Below are 16357 nucleotides of genomic sequence, written 5' to 3'. Positions count from 1 at the left end.
GCAGAGCGTGGGAACGATCTAATACCGAAATGCGGGCAATAAAAAAGGCGCGAACCTCACGGAACGCGCCTTTTTTTATGCCGCTGTGTATCAGCTAGCCAGAGCCTTCGACGCCAGCCAGAACAGGCCGGCCGACAATGCCACGGTGGCTGGCAGGGTCAGGACCCAGGCCAGCAGGATGGTTCTGACGGTGCCTCCTTGCAGGCCGCTTTTGTTCGCGACCATGGTGCCGGCCACACCTGAAGACAGGACGTGGGTAGTGGAAACCGGCAGGCTGAAGATGTTCGCCGCGCCGATCATGCACGCTGTGGTGATCTGCGCCGACATGCCTTGGGCGTAGGTCATGCCTTGCTTGCCGATTTTCTCGCCGATGGTCAGGACCACGCGTTTCCAGCCGACCATGGTACCCAGGCCGAGGGCCAGTGCGACCGCCAGAATCACCCAGAACGGGGCATATTCGGTGGTGGTGGTCAGGTCTTTGCGCAGTTTGTCCAGGTCGGCTTTTTCACGGGCAGCGAGGCCTGGCAGCTTGGCGACTTTCTTCGCAGTGTCGTCCAGGCAGAGCAGGTAGCGACGTACTTCGATGCGGCTTTCCGACGGCAACGAATGGTAGTCGGCTACACCTTTAAGGGTGCCAAGCAGCGCTGAAATGGTCGGTTCGGTCTGTTGCGGGTTGCAACGGAATTTCTCCGGCAGATCGCCTTTCACGCTTTTGCCCAGTGCCAGGAACTCACCCAGGGATTCGCGGTTGCGCTCGTAGAACTGGCTCAGGTGCAGGGTCGCATCGCGAGTACGTTCGATCTGATAGGTGGTGCTGTTCAGGTCGAGAACGAACTGTGCCGGTACGATACCGATCAGCACCAGCATGATCAGGCCGATACCTTTCTGGCCATCGTTCGAGCCATGCACGAAGCTGACGGCCATCGCCGAAATCACCAGCACCAGACGGTTCCAGAATGGTGGGTGTTTCTTGTCGTCGATCTTGCGGCGTTGTTCCGGTGTCTTGTGCATCTTGGACAGCGGACGCCACCATTTAAGACTGATCAGCACCAGGGCGGCGATCAGGAAACCGGCCATTGGCGAGAACACCAGGGAGGCACCGATATCAATCGCTTTCTGCCAGTTCACGCCATCGGCCAACGGAATATCGTTGATCAGGGCGTTGGCCAGGCCGACACCGAGGATCGAACCGATCAACGTATGCGAGCTGGAGGCGGGGATACCGAAGTACCAGGTGCCCAGGTTCCAGGTGATGGCGGCGGCGAGCAACGAGAACACCATGGCCAGTCCGTGACCGGTATTCACATTGATCAGCAGTTCTACCGGCAGCAAATGGACGATGGCATACGCCACGCCCACACCGCCCAGCAGCACGCCGAGGAAGTTGAACACACCGGAAAAGAACACCGCCAGATGAGGCGGCATGGCTTTGGTGTAGATAACAGTGGCCACCGCGTTTGCGGTGTCATGAAAGCCGTTGATGAACTCGAAGGCGAGGACAAAAGCCAGGGCGAGGAAGAGGCTCACAAGCACCCAAGCATCCAGTCCGCTGAATAAATCGATCATGAAGGTTTTCTGACCCGGTCGTAAGGGGGCGCGATTATGCCAGAAAAGATGGGTAATCGATGCACTAGCTGCTCATCGGTTACATTCTTCAACGAATTAATTTGTAGCAATCCCTCGGGCCCCAGGTTTTTTCGGGGTTTTACAAGTCATTGAATTGACTTGCAAAGGCCGTAGCCACAAGGGTTTCTCCCGGCAGGGCGAGAGGCTTGAACGCGTGTGTGAAATATCTGAGAAGAAGGTCGGACAGGAGCCATTTACCTCATCCAATGGATGAGGGACCGCCGCCCGCTTGTAGCGGGCGCGAAAAGCATCATCGATACAACCCGCTTTTAACAGGTGTAGATGCAGGCTCTTGAAAGAATTCAAACCCAAGCAGTCATGGCTCTTCGGCTTTGAGTTCCTTTTCCATCTTCTGCAATTCCTGAGAGAAGGCCTGGTCCTGAACGGTGGCGCGTTTACGCCAGGGTTTGCGTTCGGGTTCGGGCTGAGCGGCGTAGGTGGTGACTTCCCCGCCGTAAACTTCCTTGTAACGTTGTTCCTGGCGCTCAAGTTCCGCGCGCAGTTCGTCTTTCGTCACAGTGCTACCTGATTGAGTTGAGATTAATTCTGGTGAAACGCGCTGCATCGATTTATTGACCGCGTTCGTTGAAGGGACAATGCCTGACTCGGCATCGTTCCCTCGGAGCAATCAATTCGTCCTTGTTGCAGGCGGCCACGGCACCAGAGAAAAACAGCTGACGTAGCATCAGTCTCCTGTTTCAGCGAGCGCGTTGGCGGAGCATATGAAATGAGCGTCAGGCGCTTGCTGCGGACAGCGGCAATGGATATTGCGCTGCCGGTTGGCGAAATCGGCACGTAAAAAACCGGTCGCCGTTGAGATGCATTATAGCGGTCGATCCGAAGAACACTATCTCTTGGGAGTTAAAAGTAGTTCCTCGTGTGTGATTGTTTTGTTACTCGCAAACTTTTACCGGCAACTACAGTGCCGTGATGCCAGTTACCGCGGTGACTTTCTGGCGTCATTAAGCCGAACGAATTAGTACACGGGTGCTTCTTTAAAACGCGACTGAAAATAACAAACGTATTGCACCGAGACTGAAAGCAGCAGGGCGCACACTCAGCAACCATGGATTGCGATTATCGATCCATGGTTCGATAATCGCCCAATCTTGGCGGCCGTAGGCTTGTGTGTCAGACCGGGAGCCGCTTGTAATAGTCGCTGATTCGTGTGGGAAACAACTATATGAACGATCAAATGCGCAATTCCTTCGCTTCAGTGGCACCGCCGATCGTTGCCTCGCCCGCCAAGCGAATCCAGGCGCTGACCGGTGACCCGGATTTCATGACCTCTTTGGCCCGTGGCCTGGCGGTGGTGCAAGCGTTCCAGGAACGCAAGCGGCACCTGACCATTGCGCAGATCAGCCATCGCACCGAAATTCCCCGCGCCGCTGTGCGACGTTGCCTGCATACGCTGATCAAGCTCGGTTACGCCACCACCGATGGGCGTACCTATTCGCTACTGCCCAAAGTACTGACCCTGGGCCACGCCTATTTGTCGTCGACGCCCTTGGCGGTTTCTGCCCAGCCTTATCTGGACCGCATGAGCGAGCAATTGCATGAGGCCTGCAACATGGCCACGCTGGAGGGCGATGACATTTTGTACATTGCGCGCTCGGCGACCACCCAGCGGCTGATTTCCGTCGACCTTTCGGTGGGCGGACGACTGCCGGCTTATTGCACGTCCATGGGCAGGATTCTTCTCGCCGCGCTGGACGATACGTCACTGCGTGAATACCTCGACCATGCCGAGCTGCAGGCCAAGACCAGTCGCACCTTGCATACGCCCCAGGCGTTGCTCGAATGCCTGCAAGAGGTACGGCAACAAGGCTGGTGCATTGTTGATCAGGAGTTGGAGCAGGGCCTGCGCTCAATTGCCGTTCCTGTGTACGACGCTTCTGGCCAAGTGGTGGCGGCCTTGAACGTCAGCACCCACGCCGGCCGGGTCAGTCGCAACGAGCTGGAGCAACGTTTCTTGCCGGGCCTGCTAAGCGCCAGTCGTGACCTGAGCGCGCAGCTCTTTGCCTAAGCTGTTCGATAAACGCACAGAGTCGCGTTTATCGAATTGACGCTCTTTCCCTCGGATCATTAATGTCGCGGCAGCGTCATCCGGCACTGTTGGCCTTAAGCCCGATCGCCGGATCATGCCCCCAATAATAATGAGAAGAGGCACCATCATGCGCACGTTTTCCGACCGTCGCTGTTCCCATCGGTTTAGCTGCCGAAACCGGATTGCCTGATTCCGACCTCCTTTCCTGTCATAGCGTCAGCCCCGGCTGACACCTGTTCGACTGCGTCTTTGCGTGGAATAAAAATAATGAACCAGCCTCAGTCTGCTGTAGGAAACTGCCTCGATGTGCAGTCCTTCATCAACACTCAACCCATTTCGCGCTACCAATGGCGGGTGGTGATTTTATGTTTCCTGATTGTTTTCCTCGATGGCCTCGACACCGCGGCCATGGGTTTTATCGCGCCGGCACTGTCTCAGGACTGGGGCATCGATCGCGCCAGTCTCGGCCCGGTAATGAGCGCGGCGTTGATCGGGATGGTCTTCGGCGCTTTGGGTTCCGGCCCATTGGCTGACCGCTTCGGGCGAAAAGTCGTATTGGTGGGCGCGGTGTTGGTGTTCGGCGGTTTCAGCCTGGCGTCGGCCTATAGCACCAACGTCGACCAATTGCTGGTACTGCGATTCCTCACCGGCCTGGGCCTGGGCGCCGGCATGCCGAACGCCACAACGCTGCTGTCCGAATACACACCGGAGCGCAAAAAATCCCTGCTGGTGACCAGCATGTTCTGCGGCTTCAACCTTGGCATGGCCGGGGGCGGGTTCATCTCGGCCAAGCTGATCCCGGCCTTCGGCTGGCACAGTCTGTTGATGATCGGCGGGATTCTGCCGTTGATCCTCGCTGTCGTCTTGCTGTTCTGGTTGCCGGAATCGGCGCGCTATCTGGTGGTGCGCAATCGTGGCACGGACAAGGTGCGCAAGGCCTTGGCGCCGATCGACCCGACGGTGGTGGCTCAGGCTTCGAGCTTCAGCGTGCCGGAACAGAAAACCGTGAAGGCGCGCAATGTGTTTGCGGTGATCTTCTCCGGCACCTACAGCACCGGCACGTTGTTGCTGTGGCTGACGTACTTCATGGGCCTGGTGATTGTTTACCTGTTGACCAGTTGGTTGCCGACACTGATGCGTGACAGCGGCGCGAGCATGGAGCAGGCGGCGTTCATTGGTGCGCTGTTCCAGTTCGGTGGGGTGTTGAGCGCAGTGGGTGTGGGCTGGGCGATGGACCGGTTCAATCCGCACAAGGTCATCGGCATTTTCTACTTGTTCGCCGGGGTGTTTGCCTACGCGGTAGGGCAGAGCCTGGGCAACATCACATTGCTGGCGACCCTGGTCCTGGTGGCCGGGATGTGTGTCAACGGGGCGCAATCGGCGATGCCGTCGCTGGCGGCGCGGTTCTACCCGACTCAAGGCCGGGCGACAGGAGTGTCGTGGATGCTCGGGATTGGCCGCTTCGGCGCGATCCTGGGTGCCTGGATGGGCGCAACGTTGTTGGGCCTGGGCTGGAATTTCGAACAGGTGCTGACGGCGCTGGTGATTCCGGCCGCATTGGCGACCACGGCGGTGGTGATCAAGGGCATGGTCAGCCATGCGGATGCGACCTGAGGGCAGGTGATGATCGTTCCCACGCTCCGCGTGGGAACGATCGGCAAAGGAAATCGGTAGGGAAGTAACAATCTGTTCGATAAACGAACACTCAGTCGATTATCGGATTGTTTAGCGTTTTTCAGGGGCTTAACCTTCAGTCATTCCGGCGCCGAACCTCGCGCCTTTTTCTACCACTGTCGGTTCATAACAAAACGGGAGCCTGCCCCATGGCTGAAATCCTTTCGCTGCATGACGCGGTAAAGCAGTTCGTCAACGACGGCGATACCGTCGCGCTCGAAGGCTTTACTCACCTGATTCCTACGGCGGCGGGTCACGAAATCATCCGCCAGGGCAAGAAAGACCTGACTCTGGTGCGGATGACGCCCGACTTGATCTACGACCAGTTGATCGGTGCCGGTTGTGCTCGCAAGCTGATTTTCTCCTGGGGGGGGAACCCGGGCGTGGGTTCTCTGCACCGTCTGCGTGACGCGGTCGAAAGGCAGTGGCCGCATGCGCTGGAAATCGAAGAACACAGCCACGCCGACCTGGCCAATGCCTACGTCGCGGGCGCTTCGGGCTTACCCTTCGCGGTGTTGCGTGCTTACGCTGGCTCCGACCTGCCAAAGGTCAACCCGCTGATCAAAACCGTCACGTGCCCGTTCACCGGCGAAGTGCTGGCGGCGGTACCGTCGGTGCGCCCGGACATCACCGTGATTCACGCGCAGAAAGCCGATCGCAAAGGCAACGTACTGCTCTGGGGCATTCTCGGCGTGCAGAAAGAAGCCGCACTGGCCGCCAAGCGCTGCATCGTCACTGTCGAGGAAATCGTCGACGACCTCAATGCACCGATGAACGCTTGCGTGCTGCCGACCTGGGCCTTGAGCGCGGTCTGCCATGTGCCAGGTGGCGCGCATCCGTCCTACGCCCACGGTTACACCGAACGCGACAACCGCTTCTATCAAGCCTGGGACCCGATTGCCCGTGACCGTGAAACCTTCACCGCATGGATCAACGAGTACATCCATGGCTGCGCTGACTTCAGCGAGTTCCAGGCCAAACTGGCCGCTGCTTCGGAGGCCAAGTAATGACTTACACCACTAATGAAATGATGACCGTCGCCGCCGCCCGTCGTCTGAAAAACGGTTCGGTATGCTTCGTCGGCATCGGCCTGCCGTCGAAAGCCGCCAACCTGGCACGCCTGACTTCCTCGCCAGATGTCGTCCTGATCTATGAATCGGGGCCGATCGGTGCCAAGCCCAGCGTACTGCCGTTGTCGATCGGTGACGGTGAACTGGCGGAAACCGCCGACACTGTTGTCCCGACCGGTGAGATTTTTCGCTACTGGTTGCAGGGCGGACGCATCGACGTCGGTTTCCTCGGCGCCGCGCAAGTCGATCGCTTCGGCAACATCAATACCACCGTGGTGGGCGACTACCATCAGCCGAAAGTTCGCTTGCCAGGCGCCGGTGGCGCGCCGGAAATCGCCGGTTCCGCCAAGAGCGTATTGATCATCCTCAAGCAGTCGGCGCGCTCCTTTGTCGACAAGCTCGACTTCATCACCTCGGTCGGCCATGGCGAGGGCGGTGATTCGCGCAAGCGTCTCGGCCTGCCGGGCGCTGGACCGGTCGGCATCATTACCGACCTGTGCATCATGGAACCGGAAGCCGGCACCCATGAATTCGTCGTCACTGCGCTGCACCCGGGCGTGACTCGGGAGCAAGTGACCGCGGCTACCGGTTGGGCTGTTCGTTTTGCAGAACATGTTGAAAACACCGCCGAGCCGACCGAAGTCGAACTCAAGGCGCTCAGGGATCTGGAAGCCCGCACCGCAGCCGCCCACGGCCAAGCACCTGGAGAAGCCTGATGCGTGACGTTTATATCTGCGACGCCATTCGCACCCCCATCGGCCGTTTCGGCGGCGGTCTGTCAGCGGTTCGCGCCGATGATCTGGCTGCCGTGCCGATCAAGGCGTTGATGGCGCGCAACCCCTCGGTGGACTGGAGCGCGGTGGACGAGGTGTTCCTCGGTTGCGCCAACCAGGCTGGCGAAGACAACCGCAACGTGGCGCGCATGGCGTTGCTGCTGGCGGGCCTGCCGGAAACCATTCCGGGCGTGACCCTCAATCGCCTCTGCGCCTCGGGCATGGATGCGATCGGCACCGCGTTCCGCGCCATCGCCAGTGGCGAGATGGAGTTGGCAATTGCCGGCGGCGTCGAGTCGATGTCCCGCGCACCGTTCGTGATGGGCAAGGCGGATGCGGCGTTTTCGCGCAACATGAAGCTGGAAGACACCACCATCGGCTGGCGTTTCATCAACCCGTTGATGAAAGCCCAATACGGCGTGGATGCGATGCCGCAGACCGCCGACAACGTGGCTGACGATTACGAAATTTCCCGCGAGGATCAGGACGCTTTCGCGCTGCGCAGTCAGCAGCGGACAGCCGCCGCGCAAGCCGCCGGATTTTTCGCCGAAGAAATTGTCGAGGTGCGCATTGCCCACAAGAAGGGTGAAAGTGTCGTCAATCAGGATGAGCATCCTCGCGCCGACACCACGCTGCAAACCCTGGCCAAACTCAAGCCGGTCAATGGCCCGGACAAAACCGTCACCGCTGGCAATGCCTCCGGGGTGAACGACGGTGCGGCGGCGTTGATTCTGGCCTCGGCCGAAGCAGTTGAAAAGCACGGCCTGACCGCTCGCGCCAAAGTGCTCGGCATGTCCAGCGCCGGCGTTGCACCTCGGGTGATGGGCATCGGCCCGGTGCCAGCAGTGCGCAAATTGACCGAGCGCCTAGGCCTGGCGGTCAGCGATTTCGATGTGATCGAACTCAACGAAGCGTTCGCCAGCCAAGGCTTGGCGGTGTTGCGTGAGCTGGGGCTGGCGGATGACGCCGCCCAGGTCAACCCGAACGGTGGCGCCATTGCCTTGGGTCATCCGTTGGGTATGAGCGGTGCACGACTGGTACTGACCGCGCTGCATCAGCTGGAAAAAACCGGTGGCAAGAAGGGACTGGCGACCATGTGCGTCGGTGTCGGCCAGGGTCTGGCCTTGGCGATCGAACGGGTCTGACACCCAGCAGTAACTAACAAGAATTGAGGAAAGCGCAATGACTGACAAACCTGGTTACCGTCGCCCACAGGCGGGCACTCAGCCGGAATACCTGCACCCTCCTTATCAATCCACCAACCTGCGCTCGCCGTCCAAACCGTTGGTGTTTTTGCCTCATTCGCTGTCGGAAATCACCGGGCCGACTATCGGCGCCGAGCGCATCCAGGAGCAGGACAATGACCTGACTGCCCAGCACTCGGGCGAACCACTGGGTGAACGGATCATCATTCACGGCCGTGTGCTGGATGAAAACGGTCTGCCGGTGCCAGGCATTCTGGTGGAGATCTGGCAGGCCAACGCCGCCGGTCGCTACAACCATGCGCGTGACCTGCACGACGCACCGCTGGACCCTAACTTTACCGGCACCGGCCGCACCGTGACCGATGCCGATGGCTGGTATCAGTTCCAGACCATCAAGCCTGGCGCCTATCCGTGGGGTAACCATCACAACGCCTGGCGCCCGGCGCACATCCATTTCTCACTGTTTGGGCCGAGTATTCTCACGCGTCTGGTGACCCAGATGTATTTCCCGGGCGACCCGTTGCTGGCCTACGACCCCATCTACAACTGCGTGCCCGATACCAGCGCCAAAGAGCGCCTGATCGCCCGTTTCGACCTGGAAAAAACCATCCCTTCCTACGCCCTCGGTTATCGTTGGGACATCGTCTTGCGCGGCCGCGAAGCCACGCCGATGGAGAAATAAGATGACGCTGAACGCAACCACGTCCCACACCGTCGGGCCGTATTACCACATTGGCCTGACCTGGCTGAACCGCGAAGACCTGACCATTGCGCAGACACTCGGCGAACGCGTGGCGATCACCGGGCAAGTCGTCGATGGCAATGGTGACTTCGTCAACGATGCGATGCTCGAAGTCTGGCAGGCCAATGCCGCCGGCAAGTACGACCACCCCGAAGACGATCAGGACAAACCCCTGGACCCGAACTTCGAAGGGTTTGGCCGGGTGCCGGTGGATGCGCAAGGGCGCTTCCGCTTTACCACGATCAAACCGGGCACTGTGGAAGGCTTGAAAGGCACGACCCAGGCGCCGCATTTGGTGGTGCTGGTGTTTGCTCGCGGGTTAGTCAAGCATTTGCTGACGCGGATTTACTTTGATGGCGAACCGGCCAACGTGGCGGACCCGTTACTGGAATGTGTGCCAGCCGAGCGGCGCAGCACCTTGCTGGCGAAGCGGGATGCTGCGGGTGTTTATCAGTGGAATGTGGTTTTGCAGGGGACGGATGCCGAGACGGTGTTCTTCGATTATTGAGTGAAAGCCGCAAACCTGTGGGAGCGTGGCTTGCCCGCGATAGCGTTGGGTCAGTCAACATTAATGTTGGATGTGAATCAGTCATCGCGGGCAAGCCCGCTCCCACAGGGATAGCATGGAACGGGATATTGCAATGCCTGTCTGGACTCGAAATGTTCACTGATACGTGTCGGCGAAGTATTTGCACCACGACCTTTGATCTTTACGTGTCGGCCTGACCGGCCCCACGCCTGCAAGGACTGTTTATGAACCAGCGACCGGGCAATCAATTGTTCGATGCCTACTTCACGGCACACGACATGCGTGAAGTGTTCTGCGATCGGGGCCGGATTCAGGCCATGCTTGATTTCGAAGCGGCACTGGCCCGGGCCGAAGCGCGGGTTGGGCTGATTCCGCAGACGGCTGTTGCGTCTATCGACGCGGCATGTCGGGCCGAGCATTACGACTTCGCCGCGCTGGGTGAGGCGATTGCCACGGCGGGCAATTCGGCGATTCCACTGATCAAGGCGTTGGGCAAGCAGATCGCGAAGAACGATGCCGAAGCCGAGCGTTACGTGCATCTGGGCGCGACCAGCCAGGATGTAATGGACACCGGCCTGGTGCTGCAACTGCGCCACGCGCTGGAATTGATCGAAGCTGATCTGGCGCAACTGGGGGAAACCCTCGCGACCCAGGCCAGGCGTTACGTCGCCACACCCATGGCCGGACGCACTTGGCTGCAACACGCAACGCCGGTCACCCTCGGCATGAAAATCGCCGGTTGGCTGGGGGCGGTGACGCGCAGCCGTCAGCGTCTGCGGGAACTCAAACCGCGCTTGCTGGTGCTGCAATTCGGCGGCGCCTCCGGCACCCTCGCGGCCCTTGGCGAACAGGCCATGCCAATTGCCCAAGCCTTGGCCGCAGAACTGCAACTGACCGTGCCGGATCAACCCTGGCACACCCAGCGTGATCGTCTGGTGGAGTTTGGCGCGGTGCTTGGACTGATCGCCGGCAGCCTCGGCAAACTCGGTCGTGACATCAGCCTGTTGATGCAGACCGAGGCCGGCGAAGTGTTTGAACCGTCGGCACCGGGCAAGGGCGGTTCCTCGACCATGCCGCACAAGCGCAACCCGGTGGGCGCGGCGGTGCTGATCGGCGCGGCGACGCGGGTGCCTGGCTTGCTTTCGACGTTGTTCAGCGCGATGCCGCAGGAACATGAACGCAGCCTGGGGCTGTGGCATGCCGAATGGGAAACCCTGCCCGAGATCTGCTGTTTGGTGTCAGGCAGCCTGCAGCAAGCGCTATTGGTGGCCGACGGACTGGAAGTGGACGCCGACCGCATGACGCGCAACCTCGACCTGACCCAGGGCCTGGTGCTGGCCGAAGCCGTGAGCATCGTGCTGGCGCAAAGGGTGGGTCGCGACACTGCGCACCATCTGCTGGAGCAATGCTGCAAGCGCGCAGTGGCCGAGCAACGTCATCTGCGCGCGGTACTTGGCGACGAACCGCAAGTGACTGCGCAGCTGTCGGACGCCGAACTCGATCATCTGCTGGACCCCGCCCATTACCTCGGTCAGGCCCATACCTGGGTCGAGCGAGCGACGGCTGAACATTTTGCGTTGATAGCTTGAAGGAGACTGCCGTGGCATTCGTACAACTCGCCGAGGGCGAACTGCACTACCAAATTCAAGGGCCGCAACTCGATGGACCGGCGGATGCGCCGGTGTTGGTGCTGTCCAACTCACTGGGCACCGACCTGCACATGTGGGATGCGCAGATCCCGGCGTTCAGCGAACACTTTCGCGTGCTGCGTTTCGACACCCGTGGTCATGGTCAATCATTGGTGACGCCGGGGCCGTACAGCATCGAGCAATTGGGCCGCGACGTGTTGGCGCTGCTGGATGCGCTGCACATCGAACGCGCGCATTTCTGTGGTTTGTCCATGGGCGGGTTGATCGGTCAATGGCTGGGGATCAATGCCGGTCAGCGTTTGAACAAACTGATCGTGTGCAACACCGCGGCGAAAATCGGCGACCCGTCGGTGTGGAATCCACGGATCGAAACCGTGTTGCGTGACGGTGCAGCGGCCATGGTCGCATTGCGTGATGCGTCGATTGCGCGGTGGTTCACCGCGGATTTTGCCGAGGCCAATCCGGCGGTGGTGAAGCGGATTACCGACATGCTCGCGGCAACGTCGCCTGAAGGTTACGCGGCCAATTGCGCGGCGGTACGTGATGCCGATTTGCGCGATCAGTTGTCTTCGATCAAGGTGCCGCTGCTGGTGATCGCCGGCACTGAAGACGCGGTGACGCCGCCGTCCGGCGGGCATTTCATTCAGGAACGTGTGCAGGGTGCCGAGTACGCCGAATTCAACGCCGCGCACCTGTCCAACGTCCAGGCTGGCGCTGCGTTCAGCGACCGGGTACTGGCGTTTTTGTCAGCTCATTAAGGGGATGGTTGTGGACGAGAAACAACGTTATGACGAGGGCCTGAACGTTCGCCGCGCTGTACTGGGCGATGCCCATGTCGACCGCAGCCTGAATGCACTGACCGAGTTCAACTCGGAGTTCCAGGAGATGATCACCCGCCACGCCTGGGGCGACATCTGGACCCGCCCCGGCCTGCCGCGTCATACCCGCAGCCTGATCACCCTCGCCATGCTGATCGGCATGAACCGCAACGAGGAACTCAAACTGCACCTGCGCGCCGCCGCCAACAACGGCGTGACCCGTGGCGAGATCAAGGAAGTGATCATGCAGAGCGCAATCTACTGCGGCATCCCGGCGGCCAATGCGACCTTCCACCTGGCTGAATCGGTGTGGGATGAGTTGGGGGTTGAGTCGCGGGAGTAACTGTCCACCCTTGCATCAGGTTGCACCCTGTTAACCGCCATCGCGAGCAGGCTCGCGATGGCGGTGGTCGATCTTGATCAACGCCCTGTGTGCAATCACACCGTCGCAACGATAAAGATCCGCTTGAATGGAAACAACGTAAGCCCGTCGCTCTCCGGCGGGTAATGCGCATGCACGCGCATCAGGTAGTGGTACAGAAAGCGTGCCTTTTCATCATCATTCAACGCCATCAATACCGGTCGCAGGGCTGAAACCTTGACCCAATCGTAGATTGGCGAACGTCCCTCGACCACCTGTAATTCCTCGGTCTCCCAGATCTCCAGTTTTTGCGTGAGTGGCGTCAGCAAACGGTAATAGCCTTCCAGCGACAACAACGGTCTCGCCGCCATGGCCTGACGCAGTTGCGCGGTGCCCAAGGCGGTGTGGCCGGGACCGGCATCTTGGAGTGTGTCGAGCATCAATTGGTACCACGGCGCATCTCGCCAGTCGGGCATGTGCGCCGCCAGACAACCGCCAGGGTTGAGCAGGCGAAGAAGGCGCGGCAGCAGTTGTTCATGGTCGCTGATGAAGTGCAATACGGCGGCGGCGAACAGCAGATCGGCCGAGTGTTCCGGCGCCCAGTCGAGCAGATCACATTGCTTCCACAGCGCCTTGATGGGCAGGCACCGGGCTTCCTGCAGCATTTGTCCGGAACTGTCGATGCCCTGCAAACGGGCTCGGGGCCAACGCTTTGCCAGCAGTTGAGTCGCGATACCGGTGCCGCAACCCAAGTCGTAAATATACTTGGGCTTTTTCAGTTCAACCCGGTTGAGTAACTCATTAACAGGGCGTTGTCGAAGGCGGAAGAATTGCTGGTAGGCCTTGGCGTCCCAATGGGTATTCTCGGGAGCCATTGGCTCTCGTCGTGTGAGCATGAGGAAGTCCTCTGTGTCCATGAGGCTGACCAACTATCGCTGCGGATTCTTACCCACCTCTGTCCGACTTTTTTATGTCGCGATAGATGCCGTTCCAAAGCCTGATGCGGTGTTCGATAGCCTCGATGGCGGCGCTCAACGCTTTTTCCCGCAGGTCGGGCGTCGTGATCAATCGGGACAGCATTTTTTGCGCCCCAGGGCCATGGTCGCCGCTGTCCACTTCAATGTGTCGATTCAGGTAATGAATAAACTTGGGGGCCTGACTTTGGGTGATCCCCCAATTGTTCAACAATGTCTGAAACATGTCGGGTATCGGGTCTTCGCGGCCAAAAAGAAAACTGCTGGCCACTTCTGCAGTGGATGCCTTGCGGGCCGTTTTAAGGGTGTGTCTGACAAACGTCTGGACGTACGCCGGAACACGAGCCTGAGTCAGGGCCTGCGGTAGCGAAAAAGAGTGGGCGAATTGATGCATGAACATCTCGATTCGCTCGGTGGGCGCACTGACTTCCGCCATTGCATCCAGGTACAAATGGAAATGACTGGCTGGGTGGCCATTCAGATCGATATCCGATTCTTCGCCAGTAATGATTTCATTGATGAGACGAGCGCAGTCGGCATGCTGTACCGGCATCCATGGAATTTGCGTGCAGGTGAGGTCACGTTGCAGTCGTTTGGCAAGGCTCATGAAGTCCCAGACTGCAAAGACATGGCGACTCATGAATAACCTGACGTGTTCGATTGAACGAATGGCCGCATACAGTGGATGTTGGGCCAGCCGGTATTGATAGGGTTCGAGTTCTGTTTCAAACATGATTGCATCCCTGCATGAAATTATCTGAGCCACTTTCAGATAGCGTCTTGTTGCTGGCGAATATCTGTAAAGAGCCGTGACCATGCTTTGGGTGACGGCAGCATGAGGCCGGTATCTTTCTTGTAGATCCGCCATTCATCGCCAAATATTGCTTCAAGACGTTTGTCCATGTGCCACGTGCCTATGTACATATAGATCGTCGCACCGACTGAAAAGAGCAGGGTGTCGTACGTCATGATCGGGTGGGCCCAGAAAAAGAACATCAAGAACGTATGATGGGGAAAACGGATGTAACGTTTGATGCCTTGAATATGCAGCCGATAGGGCTCGGGAGATTTTCTTCCTCTAAGACGGGCAATTAGCTGGTGAGCGCCGAGCCATTGCCAAAATGTCGAGGTATACCGGAAACAGTAAATGGTCAGGCCCAACAGCGTGACCATCGATAATGCGGCGAAATGAAACAGTGGGCTGCCCGGTATCAATACATAAATATAGTGCCCGGACGGTTGCCAATAAAGAATGCCCAGAATCAGCGTGGCCGCAGAAAATACACACATGCCGATATTCCAGCTCCAGGCGGGAAATATTTTTTCATATAGATTCATTGCCGGTTTTGTGGTCAGGCAAGAATGGACTAATCCATAAGAAGCCATAATCAATAAATCGATCTGCCACCAGTTCATAGTGTCTACCTTCCATGGTTAAAAGCCGTTGGATACTTCGAAGGTCAGACTCTAGAAGTCCAAGGCGCAGGCGTCTACTGGCAGAACTAACAGGCGTTAAGTTGCTTTGATAATAAAATGACTTTCATTTTGTTATAACGACTCGGCAACCGCTTCCTTGCGGCTTATTTCGCTGATTCAGGAGGAACCTGATGAACGCCTCACAACAAATTGATCGGGTAGCTGACAATCAACCGGTTCTCGTCGAATTCGTTGTTGCTGAAGTCGCGACGGATGGTTGAATTGCGCCATTTGAGATTGAGGTTTTTGAGGGTGCCGCTCTGCACGGTATAGGCCAGTTCGCTTTCGCGGCCCCATTCCTTGCCATCGCTGGTGGTTGCGGTGTGTACGTTGTCGCCGCTGATGTAGCGGTTCATCAACGTCAGGCCCGGCACGCCGAGGGCGGCGAAGTTGTAGTCGTGGCGCAATTGCCAGGATTTTTCCTTCGCGTTGTCGTAACTGGCGTTATAGCTGTCGTTGGCCAGCGTGCCGCCGCTGGTGCCGTTGACACGCATCCAGGCGCTGTCACCGGTCAGTTTTTGCAAGCCGACGTAGAACGTGTTGCCGCCATATTTGGCCGAGAACAGGCCCGACCAGGTCTTGTTGTCCAGCTCGCCGGCCCGGGCGCTGCCGTCATCCTTGCCGTAGAAAAACCCCAGATTGGCGCCAAATGTCCAGTCGCCCAGCGGTTGGGTATGGGTCAGGTTGACGTATTGCTGGCTGTAGATGTCCTTGAGTTCAGCGTTCCACACGCCGATCTGGGTGCGTGTGCCATTGAAGGCATATTCCCCACCCTGAAAGTTGAAGCGGTCTGAGGTGAACGCCGTTTTACCGCTCATTGACATGTCATTCATGCTGCTGTCATCGCGCGGGCTGTTGGCGCGGAACTGGCCGCCGTAAAGGGTCAGGCCGTCGATTTCCTTCGAGGTGATCTGGCCACCCCGGAACGTTTGCGGCAGCGAGCGACCATCGTCCGAACGCAGGATCGGCAGCACCGGCATCCATTCGCCGACCTTCGCTTCGGTGTGCGACAGCCTGGCCTTGAACGCCACGTTGGTTCGACCGAAATTGTCTGCCGGGCGACCATCGTGGTCCAGCGGCAACAACTGCGTACCACCGGTGCCTTTGCCGCCGTCGAGCTTCACCGAATACAAACCCAACACGTCCATGCCAAATCCGACGGTGCCTTGGGTGAACCCGGATTTGGCATCGAGGATGAAGCTTTGCGTCCACTCTTCAGCCTTGCCCTGGCTTTTGGTCGGGTTGGTGAAATTACGGTTGATGTAGAAATTACGCAGGTTCAGGTTGACCTTGGCACCTTCGACAAAACCGGCTTCCTCGGCCATGGCGGGCAGAGCCGCAGTGGCCAATGCGATGGCGATCAGGCTGGGAACGAAATACTGCGCGGTGAAAGGGGTCATGGGCTGGGGTCTC

At 58.7% G+C, this 16357-nt stretch carries 16 protein-coding genes; 10 read left to right on the top strand and 6 right to left on the bottom strand.

The window, feature by feature from the left end; translation table 11 throughout:
- Positions 1–90: 90 nt before the first annotated feature.
- Both BZL43_RS11265 and BZL43_RS11260 read right to left on the bottom strand, forming a co-directional pair.
- Complete coding sequence (locus tag BZL43_RS11265; protein WP_095632380.1) at positions 91–1566, bottom strand: inorganic phosphate transporter; 1476 nt, start codon at positions 1564–1566, stop codon at positions 91–93.
- Positions 1567–1942: 376 nt separating this feature from the next.
- A complete protein-coding gene (locus BZL43_RS11260) occupies positions 1943–2143 on the bottom strand; it encodes a hypothetical protein (RefSeq protein ID WP_007903846.1) in 201 nt (66 codons plus the stop codon).
- 666 nt (positions 2144–2809) lie between these two features.
- Between BZL43_RS11260 and pcaR the strand changes: the two genes are divergently transcribed.
- From pcaR to pcaC, 10 genes are all read left to right on the top strand, one after another.
- Entirely contained in the window at positions 2810–3652 is an 843-nt protein-coding gene (gene pcaR / locus BZL43_RS11255) for a pca regulon transcriptional regulator PcaR (RefSeq protein WP_095632379.1), read from the top strand.
- A gap of 288 nt (positions 3653–3940) precedes the next feature.
- A complete protein-coding gene (locus BZL43_RS11250; RefSeq protein ID WP_095632378.1) occupies positions 3941–5287 on the top strand; it encodes an MFS transporter in 1347 nt (448 codons plus the stop codon).
- A gap of 209 nt (positions 5288–5496) precedes the next feature.
- Positions 5497–6354 carry a CoA transferase subunit A gene (locus tag BZL43_RS11245; RefSeq protein ID WP_007903838.1) on the top strand — a complete coding sequence of 286 codons (858 nt, stop codon included), beginning with the start codon at positions 5497–5499 and terminating at the stop codon, positions 6352–6354.
- A complete protein-coding gene (locus BZL43_RS11240; RefSeq protein WP_095632377.1) occupies positions 6354–7133 on the top strand; it encodes a CoA-transferase subunit beta in 780 nt (259 codons plus the stop codon). The genes BZL43_RS11245 and BZL43_RS11240 overlap by 1 nt, the downstream gene beginning before the upstream one ends.
- Positions 7130–8335, top strand: coding sequence for a 3-oxoadipyl-CoA thiolase (pcaF, locus tag BZL43_RS11235; protein WP_177409325.1), 1206 nt, complete (start codon positions 7130–7132; stop codon positions 8333–8335). Before BZL43_RS11240 ends, pcaF begins: the two co-directional genes overlap by 4 nt.
- Before the next feature lie 37 nt (positions 8336–8372).
- A complete protein-coding gene (gene pcaH, locus BZL43_RS11230; protein ID WP_095632375.1) occupies positions 8373–9077 on the top strand; it encodes a protocatechuate 3,4-dioxygenase subunit beta in 705 nt (234 codons plus the stop codon).
- 1 nt (position 9078) lies between these two features.
- Complete coding sequence (gene pcaG, locus BZL43_RS11225) at positions 9079–9645, top strand: protocatechuate 3,4-dioxygenase subunit alpha (protein WP_095632374.1); 567 nt, start codon at positions 9079–9081, stop codon at positions 9643–9645.
- A 245-nt stretch (positions 9646–9890) separates the two neighbouring features.
- Complete coding sequence (locus BZL43_RS11220) at positions 9891–11255, top strand: 3-carboxy-cis,cis-muconate cycloisomerase (RefSeq protein WP_095632373.1); 1365 nt, start codon at positions 9891–9893, stop codon at positions 11253–11255.
- An 11-nt stretch (positions 11256–11266) separates the two neighbouring features.
- Positions 11267–12073: a 3-oxoadipate enol-lactonase gene (gene pcaD, locus BZL43_RS11215; protein WP_095632372.1), complete on the top strand. Its 807-nt coding sequence runs from the start codon at positions 11267–11269 to the stop codon at positions 12071–12073.
- A gap of 10 nt (positions 12074–12083) precedes the next feature.
- Positions 12084–12476, top strand: coding sequence for a 4-carboxymuconolactone decarboxylase (gene pcaC / locus BZL43_RS11210; RefSeq protein WP_017336845.1), 393 nt, complete (start codon positions 12084–12086; stop codon positions 12474–12476).
- A gap of 95 nt (positions 12477–12571) precedes the next feature.
- Here the strand turns inward: pcaC and BZL43_RS11205 are convergent, their stop codons facing one another.
- The 4 genes from BZL43_RS11205 to BZL43_RS11190 form a co-directional block, all read right to left on the bottom strand.
- Positions 12572–13390: a methyltransferase domain-containing protein gene (locus BZL43_RS11205; RefSeq protein WP_095632371.1), complete on the bottom strand. Its 819-nt coding sequence runs from the start codon at positions 13388–13390 to the stop codon at positions 12572–12574.
- Positions 13391–13439: 49 nt separating this feature from the next.
- Positions 13440–14201, bottom strand: coding sequence for a DUF3050 domain-containing protein (locus tag BZL43_RS11200; protein ID WP_095632370.1), 762 nt, complete (start codon positions 14199–14201; stop codon positions 13440–13442).
- Between the two features lie 35 nt (positions 14202–14236).
- Positions 14237–14884: a hypothetical protein gene (locus BZL43_RS11195; RefSeq protein WP_095632369.1), complete on the bottom strand. Its 648-nt coding sequence runs from the start codon at positions 14882–14884 to the stop codon at positions 14237–14239.
- A 200-nt stretch (positions 14885–15084) separates the two neighbouring features.
- Entirely contained in the window at positions 15085–16344 is a 1260-nt protein-coding gene (locus BZL43_RS11190; RefSeq protein ID WP_095632368.1) for an OprD family porin, read from the bottom strand.
- Positions 16345–16357 lie beyond the last annotated feature (13 nt).

It is taken from the genome of Pseudomonas sp. PICF141, from assembly GCF_002286815.1.
Lineage (GTDB): Bacteria > Pseudomonadota > Gammaproteobacteria > Pseudomonadales > Pseudomonadaceae > Aquipseudomonas.
The sequence above is the reverse complement of the archived record's forward strand: the minus strand, read 5'-3'. Positions and strand labels throughout refer to the sequence as shown.

Excerpts from the sequence above, each read along its gene's own strand:
- BZL43_RS11265 (WP_095632380.1), bottom strand. The coding sequence starts at position 1,566 with ATGATCGATTTATTCAGCGGACTGGATGCTTGGGTGCTTGTGAGCCTC.
- pcaR (WP_095632379.1), top strand. The coding sequence starts at position 2,810 with ATGAACGATCAAATGCGCAATTCCTTCGCTTCAGTGGCACCGCCGATC.
- BZL43_RS11250 (WP_095632378.1), top strand. The coding sequence starts at position 3,941 with ATGAACCAGCCTCAGTCTGCTGTAGGAAACTGCCTCGATGTGCAGTCC.
- BZL43_RS11245 (WP_007903838.1), top strand. The coding sequence starts at position 5,497 with ATGGCTGAAATCCTTTCGCTGCATGACGCGGTAAAGCAGTTCGTCAAC.
- BZL43_RS11240 (WP_095632377.1), top strand. The coding sequence starts at position 6,354 with ATGACTTACACCACTAATGAAATGATGACCGTCGCCGCCGCCCGTCGT.
- pcaH (WP_095632375.1), top strand. The coding sequence starts at position 8,373 with ATGACTGACAAACCTGGTTACCGTCGCCCACAGGCGGGCACTCAGCCG.
- pcaG (WP_095632374.1), top strand. The coding sequence starts at position 9,079 with ATGACGCTGAACGCAACCACGTCCCACACCGTCGGGCCGTATTACCAC.
- BZL43_RS11220 (WP_095632373.1), top strand. The coding sequence starts at position 9,891 with ATGAACCAGCGACCGGGCAATCAATTGTTCGATGCCTACTTCACGGCA.
- BZL43_RS11205 (WP_095632371.1), bottom strand. The coding sequence starts at position 13,390 with ATGCTCACACGACGAGAGCCAATGGCTCCCGAGAATACCCATTGGGAC.
- BZL43_RS11200 (WP_095632370.1), bottom strand. The coding sequence starts at position 14,201 with ATGTTTGAAACAGAACTCGAACCCTATCAATACCGGCTGGCCCAACAT.
- BZL43_RS11195 (WP_095632369.1), bottom strand. The coding sequence starts at position 14,884 with ATGAACTGGTGGCAGATCGATTTATTGATTATGGCTTCTTATGGATTA.
- BZL43_RS11190 (WP_095632368.1), bottom strand. The coding sequence starts at position 16,344 with ATGACCCCTTTCACCGCGCAGTATTTCGTTCCCAGCCTGATCGCCATC.